This window comes from Neisseria sp. HMSC70E02, assembly GCF_001838645.1.
GTDB classification, from domain to species: domain Bacteria; phylum Pseudomonadota; class Gammaproteobacteria; order Burkholderiales; family Neisseriaceae; genus Neisseria; species Neisseria macacae.
The window spans coordinates 32,337-50,982 of sequence record NZ_KV838082.1; the positions used below are offsets into that span (position 1 = coordinate 32,337).

17 protein-coding genes, 1 tRNA gene and 1 pseudogene are annotated in these 18,646 nt (G+C 52.2%); 8 read left to right on the forward strand and 11 right to left on the reverse strand.

Annotated features, from left to right (window positions below; genetic code table 11):
• Positions 1-62: 62 nt before the first annotated feature.
• Positions 63-815 (forward strand): DUF4336 domain-containing protein, encoded by a 753-nt coding sequence (locus HMPREF3277_RS05055; RefSeq protein ID WP_070870227.1) that lies wholly within the window; start codon positions 63-65, stop codon positions 813-815.
• A gap of 82 nt (positions 816-897) precedes the next feature.
• On the opposite strand, the pseudogene HMPREF3277_RS15235 reads toward HMPREF3277_RS05055, so the two are convergent.
• From HMPREF3277_RS15235 to folP, 6 genes and pseudogenes are all read right to left on the reverse strand, one after another.
• A pseudogene (locus HMPREF3277_RS15235) lies at positions 898-1,031 on the reverse strand (IS5/IS1182 family transposase); the annotation flags it as partial.
• Between the two features lie 22 nt (positions 1,032-1,053).
• Positions 1,054-1,845 carry a TatD family hydrolase gene (locus HMPREF3277_RS05060; protein WP_070870228.1) on the reverse strand — a complete coding sequence of 264 codons (792 nt, stop codon included), beginning with the start codon at positions 1,843-1,845 and terminating at the stop codon, positions 1,054-1,056.
• Positions 1,846-1,850: 5 nt separating this feature from the next.
• The gene (locus tag HMPREF3277_RS05065) at positions 1,851-2,843 is read right to left on the reverse strand and encodes an asparaginase (RefSeq protein WP_070870341.1); all 993 of its coding nucleotides are present in this window, start codon (positions 2,841-2,843) and stop codon (positions 1,851-1,853) included.
• A gap of 295 nt (positions 2,844-3,138) precedes the next feature.
• Positions 3,139-3,822 (reverse strand): DedA family protein, encoded by a 684-nt coding sequence (locus tag HMPREF3277_RS05070; RefSeq protein WP_070870229.1) that lies wholly within the window; start codon positions 3,820-3,822, stop codon positions 3,139-3,141.
• 304 nt (positions 3,823-4,126) lie between these two features.
• Entirely contained in the window at positions 4,127-5,464 is a 1,338-nt protein-coding gene (gene glmM / locus HMPREF3277_RS05075; protein ID WP_003743468.1) for a phosphoglucosamine mutase, read from the reverse strand.
• 285 nt (positions 5,465-5,749) lie between these two features.
• Positions 5,750-6,607, reverse strand: a complete 858-nt coding sequence (folP, locus tag HMPREF3277_RS05080) for a dihydropteroate synthase (protein WP_070870230.1) — start codon at positions 6,605-6,607, stop codon at positions 5,750-5,752.
• Between the two features lie 145 nt (positions 6,608-6,752).
• Between folP and HMPREF3277_RS05085 the strand changes: the two genes are divergently transcribed.
• Positions 6,753-7,946 carry an amino acid aminotransferase gene (locus HMPREF3277_RS05085; RefSeq protein WP_070870231.1) on the forward strand — a complete coding sequence of 398 codons (1,194 nt, stop codon included), beginning with the start codon at positions 6,753-6,755 and terminating at the stop codon, positions 7,944-7,946.
• Positions 7,947-8,050: 104 nt separating this feature from the next.
• Here HMPREF3277_RS05085 and HMPREF3277_RS05090 read toward each other — a convergent pair.
• Positions 8,051-8,126: transfer RNA gene (locus tag HMPREF3277_RS05090), tRNA-Arg, on the reverse strand.
• A gap of 286 nt (positions 8,127-8,412) precedes the next feature.
• On the opposite strand from HMPREF3277_RS05090, the gene HMPREF3277_RS05095 reads away from it, so the two are divergent.
• From HMPREF3277_RS05095 to HMPREF3277_RS05120, 6 genes are all read left to right on the forward strand, one after another.
• Positions 8,413-9,270: a c-type cytochrome gene (locus tag HMPREF3277_RS05095; RefSeq protein WP_070870232.1), complete on the forward strand. Its 858-nt coding sequence runs from the start codon at positions 8,413-8,415 to the stop codon at positions 9,268-9,270.
• A 402-nt stretch (positions 9,271-9,672) separates the two neighbouring features.
• On the forward strand, positions 9,673-10,413 hold the full coding sequence (gene recO / locus HMPREF3277_RS05100; RefSeq protein WP_210401156.1) for a DNA repair protein RecO: 741 nt from the start codon (positions 9,673-9,675) through the stop codon (positions 10,411-10,413).
• Between the two features lie 60 nt (positions 10,414-10,473).
• The gene (gene pdxJ / locus HMPREF3277_RS05105; protein WP_070870234.1) at positions 10,474-11,202 is read left to right on the forward strand and encodes a pyridoxine 5'-phosphate synthase; all 729 of its coding nucleotides are present in this window, start codon (positions 10,474-10,476) and stop codon (positions 11,200-11,202) included.
• 52 nt (positions 11,203-11,254) lie between these two features.
• Positions 11,255-11,632: a holo-ACP synthase gene (gene acpS / locus HMPREF3277_RS05110; protein ID WP_070870235.1), complete on the forward strand. Its 378-nt coding sequence runs from the start codon at positions 11,255-11,257 to the stop codon at positions 11,630-11,632.
• A gap of 75 nt (positions 11,633-11,707) precedes the next feature.
• Entirely contained in the window at positions 11,708-12,511 is an 804-nt protein-coding gene (locus HMPREF3277_RS05115) for an NUDIX domain-containing protein (RefSeq protein ID WP_070870236.1), read from the forward strand.
• A gap of 1 nt (position 12,512) precedes the next feature.
• The gene (locus HMPREF3277_RS05120; RefSeq protein ID WP_070870237.1) at positions 12,513-12,935 is read left to right on the forward strand and encodes a hypothetical protein; all 423 of its coding nucleotides are present in this window, start codon (positions 12,513-12,515) and stop codon (positions 12,933-12,935) included.
• Positions 12,936-13,053: 118 nt separating this feature from the next.
• Here the strand turns inward: HMPREF3277_RS05120 and HMPREF3277_RS14880 are convergent, their stop codons facing one another.
• The 4 genes from HMPREF3277_RS14880 to HMPREF3277_RS05135 all read right to left on the reverse strand — a co-directional run bounded on the left by HMPREF3277_RS14880 (position 13,054) and on the right by HMPREF3277_RS05135 (position 18,645).
• Positions 13,054-13,197, reverse strand: a complete 144-nt coding sequence (locus tag HMPREF3277_RS14880) for a hypothetical protein (protein ID WP_168168249.1) — start codon at positions 13,195-13,197, stop codon at positions 13,054-13,056.
• Positions 13,198-13,481: 284 nt separating this feature from the next.
• Positions 13,482-14,261, reverse strand: coding sequence for a DNA adenine methylase (locus HMPREF3277_RS05125; protein WP_094113472.1), 780 nt, complete (start codon positions 14,259-14,261; stop codon positions 13,482-13,484).
• Positions 14,262-14,641: 380 nt separating this feature from the next.
• On the reverse strand, positions 14,642-18,124 hold the full coding sequence (locus tag HMPREF3277_RS05130; protein WP_070870238.1) for a hypothetical protein: 3,483 nt from the start codon (positions 18,122-18,124) through the stop codon (positions 14,642-14,644).
• On the reverse strand, positions 18,124-18,645 hold the full coding sequence (locus tag HMPREF3277_RS05135; protein WP_070870239.1) for a hypothetical protein: 522 nt from the start codon (positions 18,643-18,645) through the stop codon (positions 18,124-18,126). The genes HMPREF3277_RS05130 and HMPREF3277_RS05135 overlap by 1 nt, the downstream gene beginning before the upstream one ends.
• Between the last annotated feature and the right edge of the window lies 1 nt (position 18,646).

Consider the following 18,646-nt stretch of genomic DNA (forward strand, 5'->3'; position numbering starts at 1 on the left):
CGGCAAGGCGAGGCAACGCCGTACTGGTTTAAAGCTAATCCACTATAACTGTAAGGGCCATCATGACCGACAAAATCCATCTCTACCACCCGCTCCATACCCTTAAACCTTTTTCAGACGACATCTGGATTGCCGACGGAAAAGTCATCCGCATGAGTTTCCCGCTGGGCGTCAAAGTACCGTTCAGCACCCGCATGACCGTCGTGCGCCTGAGCGACGGCGGGTTGTGGTGCCATTCTCCGGTCGAACCCGTGCCCGAACTGCTGCGGCAAATCGACGCGCTCGGCGAAGTCCGCCATCTGGTTTCACCCAACAAAATCCACTACGCCCACATCGCCGCGTGGAAACGGCATTACCCGCAGGCGCTTGCGTGGGCAAGTTCGGGCGTGCGCGAACGGGCAGCGTCGCAGCATATTGCCGTTTGTTTTGATGCCGACCTCGGTGCCGCCGCGCCGCCGCAATGGGCGGACGATTTGACGCAAATGCCGTTTGCGGGCAGCGCAGCGATGGAGGAAACCGTGTTTTTCCACCGCGCGAGCCGAACCCTAATACTGGCCGATTTGATTGAAAACTTCGAAACCGCCAAATTTCCCAGCTGCTTTTGGGCGGGCGTGATGAAACTGACGGGTATCGCCGACCCCGACGGCAAAGCCCCTGCCGACTGGCGCGCCACCTTCAAAGACAAAACCGCCGCCCGCGCCTGCCTGAAGCAGATGCTGGACTGGCAGCCGGAAAAAATCATACTGGCGCACGGCCGCTGCTACGAAACCGGCGGCACGGACGAACTGCGCCGCGCGTTCAGATGGCTGGATTAGCCAAGCTGCGGCTGTTTTGTTGAAAAATATAGTGGATTAACTTTAAAAAGCCACAGCGGCGCGCAAAACCACTATGGCTTCTCATACAACCAAAGGTCGTCTGAAAACATATAGTGGATTAAATTTAAACCAGTACGGCGTTACCTCGCCTTGCCGTACTACCTGTACTGTCTGCGGCTTCGTCGCCTTGTCCTGATTTATGTTAATTCCACTATAATTCCGATAAGACGGAACGTTTTCAGACGACCTTTTCTGCTGCCAGCAACATTTCCACATTCCGCTCGGTCGCTTCGGCTATCTCTTCAACGGCAACGCCGCGAATTTCAGCGGCGATGGCGGCGATTTGGCGGATGTTGGCGGGCGTGTTGATTTCGTTTTTCAGCATAAACGGGCTGTCGGTTTCCAAGACGAAGTCGGTGTCATTTAAGGTTTTGAGGGTTTCGCGTATTTTTCGTGCGTTCGGGTTAAGCAACAGCGAACCGATGCCGATTTTGAAACCCAGTGTCGTCAACACGTGCGCTTCTTCCGCGCTGCCGGAGAAGGCGTGAACGATGCCGCCTTGGGCAAAGCCTGTCTGCTTGACGGCGGCGGCGATGTCGGCGGTGGCTTTAAGATTATGGATAATCACGCGGCGGCGCAGGGTTTGCGCGATTTCAAGCTGGCGGCTGAAGACTTGGATTTGCCGTTCGCGCTGCGGCGGCGTTTGGGTTTTGTCGTAAAAATCCAAGCCGATTTCGCCGACCCATGCCGTCGGACGCGCTTGCAATGTTTGTTCCAAATGCTGGAAATCCGGTTCGGAAACGTCGTCTGAAAACCAAGGATGGATGCCGAGCGCGATATGAATGTTGCCCCAAAGCGGGTTTTCAGACGACCTTTGCACCAAATCCGCCACGTCCTGCCAATCCTGCGGCCGGGTCGCGGGAACGATAAACCGCCCTACCCCCGCCTCCCACGCGGCGGTCAGGATGTGCGGCAGGTTTTCGCGCAAGGCGGGATCGGCGAGGTGGCAATGGGTGTCGGTAAGGCTCATCGATTTCACACTAATTTTAGTCTTACCAATTCTTTGTGAACATCTTCCACCCCCCAGCCTTGCGATACGGCGAGGGTCATGAGCGCGGTGGCGGTTTCGAGGTTGCATTTGCCGCCGTTGATAATGCCTGAGTTGCGGAACGCGTTGCCTTGCGCGTAAACGGCGGCGGTTCTGCCTTGTCGGACTTGGCTGATGTTGAGCAGCAGTTTTCCTTGCTGCGTAAAGTCTCGGATGGCGCGGATGAAGCCTTCGTCTGCGGGGGTGTTGCCGTGTCCGTAGCTTTGCAGGATAAGAGCGTGGGCGGGAAGCTGTGCGAGTCCGTCCGCGAGCTCTTGGACGGCAAAGCCGGGGATAAGCGTGCGGACGGTGATTTTTGCCTGCGGGTCGGGATAGCGGATTTTGAGGTCGTCTGAAACATCCGCCGCATCTTGGGACGGGATGTGGATATGGTGCCAGCCTTGGGTTTCGTCCCATTCGGCGATGGCGCCGAAATGCGGATTGTCGAAGCCTGCGGCGGTTTCGGTACTGACTTTGCTGCTGCCGACGGCGGGATAAAGTTTTCCGTCAAAGGCGATGACGGTTTGTTTGAGCTTGAGGCTGAAGGCGGCGACGGCGGTGGAGAGGTTGCGCGGGGCATCACTGTTTTCGGCAGCGTAAGGCCATTGGGAGCCGGTCAGGACAATCGGTTTGCCCAAACCTTGCAGGGCGAGTGCGAGGAGGTTGGCGGTGTACGCCATGCTGTCCGTGCCGTGCAGTATCAGGATGCCGTCGCAGGAAGGCAGTTTGGCGGCGATGATGTCCAGCCAGTCGCGCCAGTGTTGCAGGGTGACGGAGGAGGAATCAATCAACGGATTGCAGACGTGCCACTCGAAGTCGAGGTCGTCTGAAAAGGGGGAAAGGGCTTGGCTGACAAGCGCGGTATCGGGGCGCAGGCCTTCGCTGCTTTGGGTCATGCCTATGGTGCCGCCTGTGTAGAGGACGAAGATTTTTTGTTTCATGGACATCATCGGGTCGTCTGAAAATAATGATGCGGCTTATTTAACTATATTTCGGACAGGCTGGCAATTTGGCGGCGCAGACGGTTTTCAGACGACCTTGAAATGAAAAAGCACCCCGAGGCTGCCGATATTTGATTTTCCGAGTGGATTTTTATTCACGAAACAGGAAATTCAAAGCGGACGCCGCAACAAACTTGGACAATTTGTGAGGATTGCCAACGCAGAAGATACCACTTTGGGGATAAAAAGACACGGAAACTATTGAATATCGGCAACCTTGTCAGGATGCTTGATTTTATTGTTCGCTTTGCGCGGCTTTTTTGGCTGCCTTGGCGGCTTTGCGCTGCGCCCGCTTTTCGCTCAATTTGGTACGGTAGAACTGGAGGCGCTGGCGTTTTTTCCACCAAAACCAAGCCAGCACCACTGCCAATATACCCAAAACAGTAAAGATGCCGGATTGCAGGCTGTGCATTTTTGCCATCAGCCAATCGATGTTGTGCGCGCCGTATTCGCCCAAATAAATCCAAACCGGCACGGAAATCAACGCGGCAAGCCCGTCCATCAGAATGAAGCGGGTATAGGAAACTTTGCGGCTGATGCCTGCGGTCACGAAAACGGCGGTACGCAAACCGGGCAGGAAGCGGGCGACGAACAATACCCAGTTGCCGTATTTGTCGAATTTTTCCTGCACCTGCGCGTAACGCTTGGGCGTCATCACGCGGGCAATCGGTTTGAACTTAAGGATTTTCTGCCCCCACAAGCGTCCGGCGACAAACATAAATCCGTCGCCCGCCAACACGCCGAGCATACCGACGACAACCATCCAATGCGAATTGGTGTACCCCAAGCCGGAAATCACACCGCCTGTCACCAGCGTCAAATCTTCGGGAATCGGTACGCCAAAGCCGCAGATGACCAAAACGAAAAACACGGCTGCGTAGCCGTATTGGACAAAAAAGGCTTCTAAAAAGGCAAACATGGCGTATCCGTCGGTTGTAATGTGGAGGGGAAATTCATTTGAACTGAATGTTGTATTTTACCAAAGATAGGGTCGTCTGAAAGAAATAACAAGGCAGGTTATGAAAATAGGCGTGAACAATATGAATTAATGTGTTTCAGACGACCTTGAATCCTAAAAAACACAGTGGATTAACCTTAAACCGGCATGGCGTTCCCCGCCTTGCCCTGGTTCAAAATCAATCCACTGTACCGCCGTTCCCGCTTGCACGGAAATGACGGTAATTTCAAGGTTTGTTAAAAACCCGATTTATTGTCTGACAGCATTACTGCTTGCCGGTGATGGCTGCTGCGATGCGTTCCGCACCTTTTTTCGCCCAGTCCGCCTGACGCGCTTCGACCATGACGCGCACGACCGGCTCGGTACCCGATGCGCGCAACACGACGCGGCCTTTGCCTTCGAGTTCTTTTTCCACTTCAGCCAACACGTCTTTCGAGGCTTCCTGCCATTTCTGACCTTTTTGGATGCGCACGTTAATCATGGTTTGCGGATACGGCTGCCAGTCGGCGCAAACGGTGGCAAGATCTTGGTTCAGGATTTGCAGCGCCGCCAAAACTTGCAACGCGGAGATGATGCCGTCGCCAGTGTTGTGTTTGTCCATACACAAAATATGGCCGCTGGCTTCGCCGCCGATGAGCCAACCGCGTTGGTTCAGTTGTTCCAACACATAGCGGTCGCCGACTTTGGCGCGGCAGAAATCGACGCCCTGCTCTTTCAGGGCAATTTCCATCGCCATATTGGTCATGACCGTACCGACCACGCCGCCGATGTTGATGCCTTCGCGGGCGCGGGCTTTGGCAATGACGTAAATCAGGCTGTCGCCGTCGTACACTTTACCGTTGCGGTCGACCATCATCAGGCGGTCGCCGTCGCCGTCCAACGCGATGCCGTAGTCGGCTTCGTTTTGCAATACGGCGGCCTGCAAGGCTTTGGGATGGGTTGCGCCGCATTTTTCGTTGATGTTGTAGCCGTTCGGTTCGTCGCCGATGCTGACGACTTGCGCGCCGAGTTCGTGGAACACTTTGGGCGCAACGTCATAGCCTGCGCCATGCGCGGTATCGACCACCAATTTCAGACCGCGCAAATCCAAATGGCTGGGGAAGGTGGATTTGCAGAATTCGATGTAACGGTCGTCCGCACCGTTGATACGGCGGGCGCGTCCGAGGCGGGCGGACGGCTGGGTTTTCATTTCCTCATCAATTTTGGCTTCGATTTCCAACTCGATTTCATCGCTCAGTTTCACGCCGCCTTCGGCAAAGAATTTGATGCCGTTGTCGGAATACACATTGTGCGACGCAGAAATCATCACGCCGGCAGACAAACGCAGCGCACGGGTCAGATAAGCCACGCCCGGCGTAGGCAGCGGGCCGGTTTGGATGACGTTGACACCCGCGGCGGTAAAACCCGCCACCAGCGCGGCTTCAAGCATGTAGCCGGAAATACGCGTGTCTTTGCCGATAAGGACGGTCGGCTTCTGCCCGCCGTCATGCTGCACCAACACCTGCCCCGCCGCATAACCGAGTTTCAATACGAAATCGGGAGTAATCGGGAACTGACCGACTTCGCCGCGTACGCCGTCCGTGCCGAAATATTTTTTTGCCATGAGTTTGCTCCGTGAGGATGTTTTTAGAATGGGGTTACCCGTAAATGTCATAACGGGCAGTATAGGGGATTTTATGCAAAACTGTTGGGATTTATGTTTAGCGTCATTAGATTGCGCCTGAGCGGTATAGTTTCTTATTTTATCAAAATACGGAACAAGTTAACCGGATTAAACAAACAGGTCGTCTGAAACCGTCCAACTTGTTTTCAGACGACCTCTTTATCACCACTTCAGGGGCTGCCGACATTTCATTTTCCAAGTGGTTTTTTGCTTCCAAAACGAAAACTATCGGACGCCGGCAGGTCCTAAGGCATCCCACACCTTCAACGCATCCGCTGTCGCCTTCACATCATGCACGCGCACGATTTGCGCGCCGCGCGCCACGGAAGCCAGCGCCGCCGCCACGCTGCCGTGTACGCGTTCCGCCGCATCTGCCTCGCCGGTCAGCTCGCCTATCATGCGTTTGCGCGACACGCCGATCAGCAGCGGGAAACCTGTTTCCGCCATCAATTCGGGCAAGTGCCGCATCAGCGCGATATTGTGTTGCAGGTTTTTGCCGAAGCCGAACCCCGGATCAAGCGTGATGCGTTGCGGGGCGATGCCTGCCGCGATACATTCCGCCGCCCTCTCTTTCAAATACCGCGCCACTTCGCCGACAACATCTTGATATTTCGGATTAATCTGCATGTTTTCGGGCAAACCCTGCATGTGCATCAGGCAAATGCCCGTGTCCGCCTGACGCGCCAGCAATTCGACCGCGCCCTCGTCGGTCAACGCCGCTATATCATTAATAATATCGACGCTGCCGAGCGCCAACGCTTTTTCCATAATCACTGTGCGGCGCGTGTCCAAACTGACGGGAACGCCCCACCCCGCCACTTCCGCCAATACAGGCGCAACCCGCGCCCATTCTTCTTCAGACGAAACATAATCCGCACCCGGCCGCGTCGATTCGCCGCCGATGTCGAGAATGTCCGCGCCCTCCTTTAGAAGCCGTTCGGCGTGCGCCAAGGCTGTTTGGGCGTTTTGCGAATACACGCCGCCGTCGGAAAACGAATCGGGCGTCAAGTTGACGATACCCATGATTTTCGGCTTGTCCAAACCGATTTCAAACCTGCCTGCCTGCCAGATGCGCGTGGTCATGATGGTGTTCCGTAAAATAATGAAGACGAAATTATAGGTCGTCTGAAAACATCATGCAGCTTTCAGACGACCCCGTTTTACAAATCCTGCCGTTTAATGCAAAAATCAGGTTTTCCGCCACCATCCGTCTGACAAAGGAACCATCATGTACCGACACGTCGAATACTACCCCGGCGATCCGATTTTGAGTTTGGTCGAAACCTTCAAAAACGACCCGCGCCCTGAAAAAGTCAATTTGAGCATAGGCATTTATTTCGACGACGAAGGCAAAATGCCCGTGTTGGAATCCGTGAACCGTGCCGAAACCGCCCGCGCCGCCACGCCTGCGCCGTCGCCCTACCTGCCGATGGAAGGTTTGGATACTTACCGCGGCGCGGTGCAGCATTTGTTGTTCGGCAAAGACAACCTCGCGCTCGCGCAAGGACGCATCGTTACCGTACAAACCTTGGGCGGCTCGGGCGCGCTCAAAGTCGGGGCGGATTTCCTGCACCGCTGGTTCCCCGCAGCGCGCGCCTACATCAGCGACCCAACTTGGGACAACCACCGCGGTATTTTTGAAGGCGCAGGTTTCGAGGTCGGCACTTATCCTTATTACGACCCCGCCACCGTCGGCGTCAAATTCGATGAAATGACCGCGTTTTTCAACACCCTGCCCGAACACAGCGTCTTAATCCTGCACCCCTGCTGCCACAATCCGACCGGTGTGGATATGTCGGAACAGCAATGGGACGAAGTGTTGCAAATCATCAAAACGCGCAAACTGATTCCGTTTATGGACATCGCCTACCAAGGCTTCGGCGGCGATTTGGACAGCGATGCCTACGCCATCCGCAAAGCGGTGGAAATGGAATTGCCGTTGTTCGTCAGCAATTCATTCTCGAAAAACCTGTCGCTCTACGGCGAGCGCGTCGGCGGCCTGAGCGTGGTTTGCCCGAATAAAGAAGAAGCGGAATTGGTGTTCGGACAGCTCAAATTCACCGTCCGCCGCATCTACTCCAGCCCGCCCGCACACGGCGCCTATATCGCCGCCGATGTGATGAACAACCCCGAACTTTACGCCTTGTGGCAAAACGAAGTCTATGTCATGCGCGACCGCATCCGCGCCATGCGGCAGAAACTTTACGACGTATTGACCGTCCAAATCCCCAACCGCGATTTCACTTATTTCATCAAACAGCGCGGCATGTTCAGCTACACGGGATTGAGCGTGGAACAAGTCCATAGGTTGCGCGACGAATTTGCCGTTTACCTGCTGGATTCGGGCAGGATGTGCGTCGCCGGGCTGAACGCATCGAATATCGCCTATGTTGCCGATGCGTTTGCCGAAGTGTTGAAATAAAGCGCAAAAAGTAAAAGGTCGTCTGAAACCCGATGTAGTTTTATTTGAAGTAAGTCAAAAGGCCGCCCGAAAAATTTTCATCTTTCAGACGGCCTCTCTATAATTGGCGCACCCAACAGGGATCGAACCTGTGACCTCCAGCTTCGGAAACTGACACTCTTCCAACTGAGCTATGGGTGCGGGGAAGGCGTAAGATTAACGCAAATCCCGCCTGTTGGCAAAGCCTATTATGCAGGATGGCGCAAACAAGACAAATTTGAAGAAAAATCCCATAAAATAATCAACAACATACACAACCCACCCCTTAACAGGCGGCAAAAAACCGCCGCCTTTGCGTATATTTTCCACAAGAGCGATTGGAAAGCCCTTGTGAATTCAGTATAATCCAGCAAAATATTGTTAACTGCGTTTAACACACCAAACTATAACTCAAAGCACAACCTAACCTAACGGCGAGGCCTACCAAATGAAACAACTCCGCGACTCCAAAGCCCAAGGCTCTGCATTGTTTACCCTTGTGAGTGGTATCGTTATTGCCATTGCAGTCATTTACTTCCTCATCAAATTGGCGGGCAGCGGCTCGTATGCAGACGTTGCCCAATCTTCCGAAACTGCTACCCAAACCCGCATCCAGCCCGTAGGACAGCTTACCTTGGGAGACGGCATTCCGGTAGGCGAACGCAAAGGCGATCAGATTTTCAACAAAATCTGTATCCAGTGTCACGGCGCAGACAAATCCGTCCCCAACGCGCCGAAAATCGAAAACAACGGCGAATGGGCTCCCCGTATCGCGCAAGGTTTCGACACCCTTTTCCAACACGCTTTGAACGGCTTTAACGCCATGCCTGCAAAAGGCGGCGCAGCCGACTTGACCGACCAAGAACTCAAACGCGTCATCACTTACATGGCGAACAAGAGCGGCGGTACCTTCCCTGATCCGGATGCCGCAGCACCTGCCGATCAAGCCGCTTCAGGCAATGCAGCCGCCTCCGCACCGGCCGCCGCCGGCTCTGCCCCCGCAGCAGATGCACCTAAAGCCGAAGACAAAGGCGCAGCCGCTCCTGCAGCCTCCGGCGCAGACGGTAAAAAAGTTTTCGAAACAACCTGTCAGGCATGTCACGGCGGCGCAGTCCCCGGCATTCCAGGCATAGGCAAAAAAGACGAATGGGCTTCGCGTATCAAACAAGGTAAAGAAACCCTGCACAAACACGCTCTCGAAGGCTTCAACGCCATGCCTGCAAAAGGCGGCAACGCCGGCCTGAGCGACGATGAAGTCAAAGCAGCGGTCGACTACATGGCAAACCAATCAGGCGCTAAATTCTGATTTGTTCAAAAAACGCCATATATCCCATCAAAAACGCACCTTTAAACAAGGTGCGTTTTTTTGCAGCCGTTCGCCATCCTAAAAGATATAGTGGATTAAATTTAAATCAGGACAAGGCGCCGAAGCCGCAGACAGGACAGATAGTACGGAACCGATTCACTTGGTGCTTCAGCACCTTAGAGAATCGTTTTCTTTGAGCTAAGGCGAGGTAACGCCGTACCGGTTTAAAGTTAATCCACTATACAAATCGACCAGACCCATCGATTGATTTTGCCTTCTCCTTTCCCTCTTGATATTCAAAGCATTCTAAACAACAAAAATATTTTCAGACGACCTCCTACCCGCTTTGGTAAAATGCACCACACCATAACCCACCCCTTCCACACTCCCGACCAACTGCCCATGACCAACCAGCGCATCAACCACGAACCCGTCTTCCTGCTTGCCTCCTCCCCTTGGCGCGAGAGCAGTTTGTGGGTGGAGGTGTTCAGCCGCCGTTACGGGCGCGTGGCTTTGCTAGCGAGAAGTGCGCGCAAGCGGCAGAGCGAGTTGCGTGGCGTGTTGGTTCCGTTTGTACCGGTCAGCGCCTCTTGGTACGGTTCGCAAGAATTGAAAACGCTGCATCGTGCAGAGTGGATAGGCGGCTGGCCGCAGCCGCAAGGCAGGGCTTTATTCAGCGGCTTATATATCAACGAACTGATGCTCAAGCTGACTGCTCGCGAAGACCCGATACCCGAGCTTTACGACGCGCTGGAAGCGGTGATGCGGGCGGTGTGCGGCGAAAGCGGCCATACCGCCGCGCTGCGACGCTTTGAATGGACTTTACTCAACCGTTTGGGATTCGCGCCCGATTTGTTCCATGATGGCAACGGCGAAGCAATCCGCGCCGAAGAAACCTACTGGCTGACGCCTGAAAACGCGGTCGTCCCCATCGAAGAAGCCGAACGCTTCAATCCGCGCAACCATGGCGTGGCAGTCGGCGGCGACATCTTGATCCAGCTGCGCGAAGGCGATTTCACCCATCCCGAAAGCCTCGGACAATCTTTAAAAATCACGCGCCTGCTGATTGACAACCTCCTGCCCGAAGGCATTAAATCCAGACAGGTTTTGCAACAGCTCCAGCAATTCAGTTTCGGCGTTTAACTTTTTCAGACGACCTTTTCCATCGGCAGGTCGTCTGAAAATCCAAAGAAAGGACACATCATGCTCTTAGGTGTAAACATCGACCACATCGCCACCGTCCGCAACGCCCGCGGCACGACCTATCCCAGCCCCGTGGAAGCGGCATTGGTCGCGGAAACGCACGGTGCGGATTTGATTACCATGCACCTGCGCGAAGACCGCCGCCACATCAAAGACGCGGACGTATTCGCCGTCAAAAACGCCATCCGCACACGCCTGAACCTTGAAATGGCACTGACCGAAGAAATGCTGGAAAACGCGCTCAAAGTCATGCCGGAAGACGTGTGCATCGTTCCTGAAAAACGTCAGGAAATCACGACAGAAGGCGGTTTGGACGTATTGGCGCAACAGGAAAAAATCGCCGAGTTCACCAAAATCCTGACCAACGCGGGCATCCGCGTCTCGCTCTTTATCGATGCCGACAACGAGCAAATCCAAGCCGCCCATGATGTCGGCGCGCCCGTTATCGAGCTGCACACCGGCGCATACGCCGATGCACACAGCCACGCCGAACAAATCAAGCAATTCGAGCGTCTGCAAAACGGCGCGCATTTTGCCAGCGATTTGGGCTTGATCGTCAACGCCGGACACGGCCTGACCATACACAACGTTACCCCCATCGCCCAAATCCTCGCCATCCGCGAGCTGAACATCGGGCATTCGCTGATTGCCCAAGCCCTCTTCCTCGGCCTGCCCGAAGCCGTCCGCCAGATGAAGGAAACCATGTTCAGGGCAAGAATGCTGCCTTGATAGGCGACACCCACCTTTTCAGACGACCTTCTCTCAACAAGGAGACCACCGCATGATTTACGGCATAGGTACAGACATCGTTTCCCTCAAACGCATCATCCGCCTGAGCAAAAAATTCGGACAAGCGTTTGCCGAGCGCATCCTTACGCCCGAAGAGCTGCTCGAATTTCCGCAAGCGGGCAAGCCCGTCAACTACCTTGCCAAACGCTTTGCCGCCAAAGAAGCCTTTGCCAAAGCCGTCGGCACAGGCATACGCGGCGCGGTTTCCTTCCGCAACATCGGTGTCGGGCATGACGCATTGGGCAAACCCGAATTTTTCTACGCCCCCGCCCTGTCCAAATGGCTGGAAGAACAAGGCATCAGCCACGTCAGCCTCAGCATGAGCGACGAAGAAGACACCGTGCTGGCATTTGTCGTTGCCGAAAAATAAGACAGCACCCATTGGCAGGTCGGATTCGCAAATCCGACCTTTCCGAATTTTCAGACGACCCTTCTCCCTATCCCCATGACCCAAGACACCCGCCCCCTTATCCGCGTCGTTGCCGGCATCCTGCTCAACCAAGACGGCGACTACCTGCTCAGTTCCCGCCCCGAAGGCAAGCCCTATGCCGGATATTGGGAATTTGCCGGCGGCAAAGTCGAAGCGGGCGAAACCGACTTCCAAGCCCTGCAACGTGAGTTTGAAGAAGAACTCGGCATCCGCATCCTCGCCGCCACGCCTTGGCTGACCAAAATCCATTCCTACGAACACGCCCGCGTCTGCCTGAAATTCCTATGGGTGAACCCCGACCAATGGACGGGCGAACCCCAATCCCGCGAAGGACAGGCATGGTCGTGGCAAAAAGCGGGCGATTTCAACGTCGCCCCCATGCTGCCCGCCAACGGTCCGCTGCTGCGCGCCCTTTCCGTCCCACGCCGGCTTCAAGGTCGTCTGAAAACCGGTTTGTACGGACAAAACAGCACCGGCGAATACCGCGTCGTCCCCTACTCCCTAGCCGAACCGCACCACGCCAACATCCTCATCTCAGAAACCGAGCTGCGCAAACTCGGCAGGCTGCCCCAAGCCCAAAGCGTTTGGGTGTCGGTACACACCCGCGAACAATGGCAGCGCGTACAAGATGCCGATGTCGTCGTTTGGCAAGTCAACCACGAAGCAAGCGCACGGCAAGTGCTTGAAATATTGGAACAAGGCGTATCCGTTCCGCTGGTTGTCGCCGCACCCGAAACACTGGTTTCAAGCTACCGCGACCGCTGGCTCTCGGCAGGCGCACACGCCGTCCTGTCTGACAATGACACCGAGGTCGTCTGAAATGGACAAAAACCGCAAACTCCTCCTCGCAGGCGTCCTCCTCATCCTCTTCGCCGCCGCCAAACTCCTGCTGCTGGACTGGTGGCAGAAACAACAGCCCCAAGCCCGCGCCGCCGAGTGCGACCTCATCAAAGGCTGCATCCTGCCCGACGGCTCGCACGTCCGCTCCACTCCTATCAGCCACCGCTCCGCCTTCGACATCACCGTCGAAAACACCCCGGCCGAAACACAACAAGTCAGCATCAGCTTCAGCATGAAAGACATGGACATGGGTTTCAACCGCTATATGCTCCAACAACAATCCCCGCGCACCTGGCAAGCGCACCAAATCCACCTGCCCGTCTGCGTCGAAGGCAGACGCGACTACATCGCCGACATCACCATAGGCGGACAGACTTTTCAGACGACCTTTACTGCCCAATAGGCTTTCTACGCGTATTCAAACAAGAAAACTTTTCGTCGAATGGCTCATCACGGATTCAATTTCAATCAGAAACCTGAAAAGAGTGCTTATAACATGAAAGCGATTGTTTAGATGTTTTTCACACTAAACAATCGCTTTCTTCAGGTTTAAACAACATAAAACCATGCCGGTTTATATTTAATTCCCCATCAAGCCGATAAGCTAAAAATCCCATTAAAATCAACATATCAATTCCATATTCAATATATTGGGATTCCGCCATCAAGCCGTTTCCAATCCGCCTCCTTTATTCTTTATCCCCAATCCATCCCCCGCGCCGACAAACGTAAAAAAAACAGATTCGGCACATTATCCAACCATGCCCCAGTCCCTTAAAAACAAATGAAAATATTAAAAAACCACCCACATCGCAATCTAATGCTTCCCAATCTGAAGCCGCCCGCGAAAAAATAAACCATTTTTTGAGAAAATTTATTTTGTTTTTTGTTTCACTATTTGTAACTCTTTTTCACTTTTTAAAAAGCGACGTCACTGTCGCTTTTTATTTTACCAATTACATATGACCAGCTCGCCGCTTGTTTTACCGGTTTTGTCTCTGCCAACCGTATAGGCAAGCTCAAGCTGTGTGATACGGAAGTCTTTGAACAACTCCCTTATATCAGGATGGTCATTGATAGATAGCATGAATTTGCCCTTGCTCTCCGCCATCGCTTTGGCCAGCAGCTCATACTGCGGCCAATCGAATGCGTGGTCGTAACCTGCGGTTTGCCAGTACGGCGGATCTGCGTAGAAGAAGGTATGCTCTCGGTCATACCGCTTGAAGCATCGATCCCACGTCTCGTTTTCGACGAACACACCTCTCAGCCGGGCTTGGGCTGCTGTCAGTTTTGCTCTAATCTGCGATGCATCCCACGCTTTTGACGTGGTGGCCGTACCAAAATGTTGATGAACGGTCTTACCGCCGAAGGCGTTGTGTTGAAGGTAGAAGAACCGAGCGGCACGTTGTATATCGGTCATGCAATCAGGCGGCGTGCTTTGCAGGCGGGCAAATACTTCACGACTGGTCAACGTCCATTCGAATTGGCGGACGAACTCGTCAAAGTGGTGCTGTACCACACGGTAGAGATTGATGAGCTGTCCGTTGATGTCGTTAAGTACCTCTACTTTAGCAGGCGTTTGGCGCATAAAGAACAACGCTGCGCCACCTGAAAAAAGCTCAACATAACACGAATGCTCGGGGAACATGGGCAACAGGTGTTTTGCCAATCGGCGTTTACCGCCCATCCAAGGGATAATCGGTAGAGTTTGTTGTGTTTTTTGCATCATATATATACTCCTAATTTACGGCATTCTGGACGCTCGAAACAGATTTAATATGATGCTCGACGGCACTCTGCTGATTTTTTAGTTACTGAATGAATTGATGTTTTTACAGCGTGCGCATTTGATTTGCACGTATCCGCTGCCTTTAGCAAGCAGTTTGCCGCAGTATTTGCAGCGCATTTCGCGGTAGATTTGCATTTGCACTCACTCCCATATCACGGATAGAATGCCTCGGTCTCTAGAGAATAAGGCGGCCTAGAAGTCAATGCAGGCACCATCTGCTTGGCTGGCGTAGCGGTGTTCCCGCACCGCTACGTCGCCGTCCCACTGATTTTTTCAATCTCCTCTCTAAGGTCGTCTGAAATTTCAGACGACCTTTTCTCTTAACTGATACCGTACTCACTCATCAGTGCAGTGACTCTCTCCTCCACCTTACTGATGTCACCTTGAATAAATTCAATGCCTGCGCCGACTATGACGTTTCGTCCCACATTGCCTGCATGATTCATGCCTATTCTGATTTTATCGAAGGCTTTATCAGTACCTGCTAATACAGGAATTACTGCAACATGCCATTTATCATATGGATAAACTGTTGTTGTAGAAATAGGTTTACCGTTAATTGTTGTACCTTCGAAATAACGCAATTTGAAGCCAGTTTCTTCGTTGGTAGAAATTAGACCATTACTTACAACACTACGTCCTTTCAAAACGATTGCTGTAAATCCTGAACCAGCCGTTCCACCAGCGGATTGTTTAAACGGAATGATGATTGCTGAATCAGTCGAACCATCAGAGGTCAGTCCATCCGATTCAATGAATCTAATACCTTTACCTTCGCCGGCCACTAAAGAACGCATGATTTTATGGCCAGAATCCTCACCGAATGCCCCCGCCCAACCTTCAGGCTCACCTGCTCTTTCGGAATTATTAACTGATTTCAATTTCGCCACATTGTTACTACCAATTGCCTCGGCTGCTGTGGCTTCAAGCCCATCAAAAGTAAACGTGATGGATGTTGCGGATTTTGCGGCAGGCTCTTCAGTTGCACTTTCAGACGGTGTAGTAGGTTGCGGCGTAGCTGGTTGGCCACCTTCCTCCGTTTTAGGGGATTCGGCGGGTGTTGTTGCCGATGATTGTTCACCACCCTCTGCTTTAGGCGGTGAGGCAGTCTGTGATGTCGTTGCAGAAGTAGTTTTTAACTGCTCTTTCAGTTTATCAACAGCTGCTTCCAATGCTTTAACCTTCTCATCCATAACCACCTCAGCATAGCTGGTCGGCTCGTATTTTTTATGTACGTTGCTGTTTATAGTTTTACCAGTCCAAACATGGACAGTATCAATCAACTGATTATGGATAAAGTTATCGCCCACTGAGCATGTGTCAAAATCGCCGTTATAGAAAGCCGAACTCAACAACCCGTCACGATAAACGATAGAATCGCTGACGAATGGATTACCCACAGGCAATTTTGCTTTCTCAGGACTGCGGAAAGGTGTTACATCGCAGTGATTCCCTTCAATTGTTGATGCACGCATACGACCAAATACAATTTGTCGGGCATAGTTACCGTCAGGCGAGTTTTGAACATAGTTCTCACGTACCTGAGTTGCCAACATCGTGCCATATTTCGACTCAGCACCAATCAACATACCGTATGTTTGCGTATTGATTGTAGCCGTAGCCGTTGCACCTGAACCGCCACCGCCAGTAATGGTTACGGTCGGAATCTCCGTATAACGACTACCATCACGACGTACGATAATCTCAACCACCTTGCCGTCTTTAATTTTTGCTTGTGCCGTTGCACCAAACGCACCTTCACCACCACCAGTAATTTTGACTTCTGGTTCTGAGGTATAGCCACTGCCACCATCTGTTACTTTAATGCCAGATACTTGGTGCATGCCGAAGAACTGACCAAACGGCAAGGCAAAAGTGAACTGATTTCGTTCGATAATAAAGTGGTTATGGCCGTAATTGCTTATTAAGCCGCGAGGTGCATAAACTGTATTATCTGCAATCAACTGGCGACATCTTAGCCACCACATGTTTTTACTGCGACGGAATAAGACACCAGGCGCACCATTGATAGGATGAATGCCTATGTGACCGCTCATGATAGTATTTCCGACAATTTCGATGTTGCTGTCCTGAAAATAGAAAGACTGAGGGTCTGCTATCTTGCCTACTCGACCATCTTTAGAGGCGAAAATCTCCTCTATTACTGTCGATATTCCGTAATACATAGCTTTGCCAGAATTGTTATAAATTTTGACATTATTGCCAGTATGGATATCAATTACCTTCCGTTTACCCAAGCCAAATGTATTGGCATGAATATAGATGTTATCCATAGGCAAATATCTACTGGTGCAGCTTTGGTAACCCGGATCCAAGCTGATTATTGAGTTATTCCAACCTCGTACATGCTCCAAATTGGCATCGGGATGTCCTATTACTGAGTCGGGGGCAAAAATCCCGGTTAACTCATAACCGATAACTCGGATGGCTTCAACCCCACAAGTATAGTTGTGGTTATAGTAACCCCCAGTGATACGAGTATTGATAGCTACACAGCCTTTAGCCAATGCACCTTCTACATCGCCGGGCTGGATGTCTTCGCCAGCAGGAGAACCGTGCAACCCTGCGGCAATTGCGCCGCCGGTAAAGCCTGTTACATGGAAATTCTTAATTTCGGTATTTCGGCAATCATAAATGCGCCAACCATACCCACGACTCCACCATTGTCCACCGCGCCACAATCCCCATGTTGACGCAGTTGTCCCATCCGCTTGTGGAAATGCAGATTCGCCGTTTTTATTAAAGTATCCACCAGCACTATTAACGATCTGCTTGGATTCCAAGAAAAATAATTCTTTAATTTTTTCAAGATTATAGCCATCAGGTTGACGAACGCCTGAGGAATCACATGAATTCTCCATATAACGCGCAAAATCGTGCGCATATGAAGCAGTATTTGCGCCGGCAACCGGATATCCTTTTAAAGACATTCCAGTGCCGACGTTTGGTGCTTCTTTTGTCCAACCGTCAATATGAGGAATCCAACGTTTATCGGCATCTGCCTCACCTGATTTGTATCCGAAAAGCTCATAGGCTCTGGTTGTGATTTTGCCACCATGCAAAATCACATTACCTTCCGATTTCCCGCATAAGTGGAATGCAGACAAGCCCATTTCCTGTACGGAAAACTCAGCCTGTGAAAAATCGAATACGTTAAAAATCGAATGATGAAAAGCAATACACGGCTGCTGTCCGTTGACCGGAAGCGTCACACCACCAACAGCAAGATTTCGCCCATCTTTCCCGAAGTATTCGGGCTTATAGCCAATGTTCTTGGTAATAGGGAAGTACCCGCCACGAGAGGTAATAAAGACATTCGATGGCAACTCATCATATAGCTTCTGAATAGCACGGGTGATTTCGAGCTTAACTGAAGCCACCTCGTTTTGCACTTTAGTTGAGGTATCACGATAATAGCCTGACATTACTTTATCGCGAATCTTCTCAGGCAAGGCATCCTCGATATAGACCTTCCCCTTTTCCAACGCGATTTTCACAGCAGATGCAACTTGAGCACTCTCAAATTGAGCCTGGGCGGCCAAAAGACGAGACGGCGTATCCGCACTGCCTAAAGCTTTCCCAACTTCTTCACTGACGGTTTTGGGAGTAATAAGATGAATTTCAGACTCTTTACCGTTAAGTGACAAAACCCCTTTCTCATCTACTGTGGCAGATACAGTGACATTCCCCGCAAGTTTTTTTGCCTCTGCGGCATCAACTTTCGCCGTAGCAACAGCTTTGGCTATACTGATCGTTGCCCGGTCTAGTTTTGTTTTTTCCATTAGTTATTTCCTAAGATTTTATTAATTTCATCAAAAGCGTCATCTGACAAATCGATCGCGCCATTTGGTGTCTCTACTGATGGTTGCGTCGGCGTGGGTTGTGTTGGTGCCGGTTGTGTTGGTGCCGGCTGTGTTGGTGCAGGTTGCGTTGGTGCAGGTTGCGTTGGTGCAGGGTTACTTGGTCGATTTGCTTCGAGTTTGGCAATAGCAGCAGCAACTGCAGCCGCGACAGCCTTATCTACCGCCGTATCCACGGCGGTATTGACCGCAGTTTCCAAGTTAGCATCAACAGCAACCTTGACTGCTTTGTCTAACTGCTTTTCTACTGCATCTTTAACTGCCTGACTAAGCTCCGAAGGCTTGACTGCCAAACGCTCCAAGAATTCCTCATAAGAGGTATCCCTTGAGATGGTGCCTTTCTCAATTGCCTCTTCATAAAGGCTTTGCCTACCATCCAAGATGACGGGCATCGTATCGACACTGTCGCCGGTGACGGTAATACCGCCTTTGATTTCGGCCATT